The sequence below is a fragment of the Telluria sp. AZSoR62 genome (assembly GCF_058111565.1).
Map to the genome: position 1 here is coordinate 1 of NZ_JBYTST010000205.1, position 313 is coordinate 313.

Below are 313 nucleotides of genomic sequence, written 5' to 3' on the forward strand. Positions count from 1 at the left end.
GCCGTGCCCGGCACGGGCCTGCAGCACGTTCCGCTCCACCCAGTCCATGGATTCCTCCACAGCCTGCTTGTGGGCCTCATATAGTTCAGCCTGCAGCTTCGGTTCCGCCAACGCCCACAAAACACTCACAGACTTCGGCACACTGAATGTCAGGTCGAAACCCGCGACGGCCTCGCGCTCAGATTTTGCCGTGTTCCCGATCGGCGTTTTCGCACCATCTGGAGACGCGTGGGCTTTGATCGGACGGGCACCGAGTTCCTTGCCCGTTTCCGGGTGCTTGAACTCTTCATAGATGCTCTTCGCCGCCCATTTC

The 313-nt window shown here is 60.4% G+C and carries 1 protein-coding gene; it reads right to left on the reverse strand.

Annotated features, from left to right (window positions below):
• A partial coding sequence (locus AC3XQU_RS23530) for a relaxase domain-containing protein (protein ID WP_489876561.1) occupies positions 1-313 on the reverse strand: 313 nt, incomplete at both ends.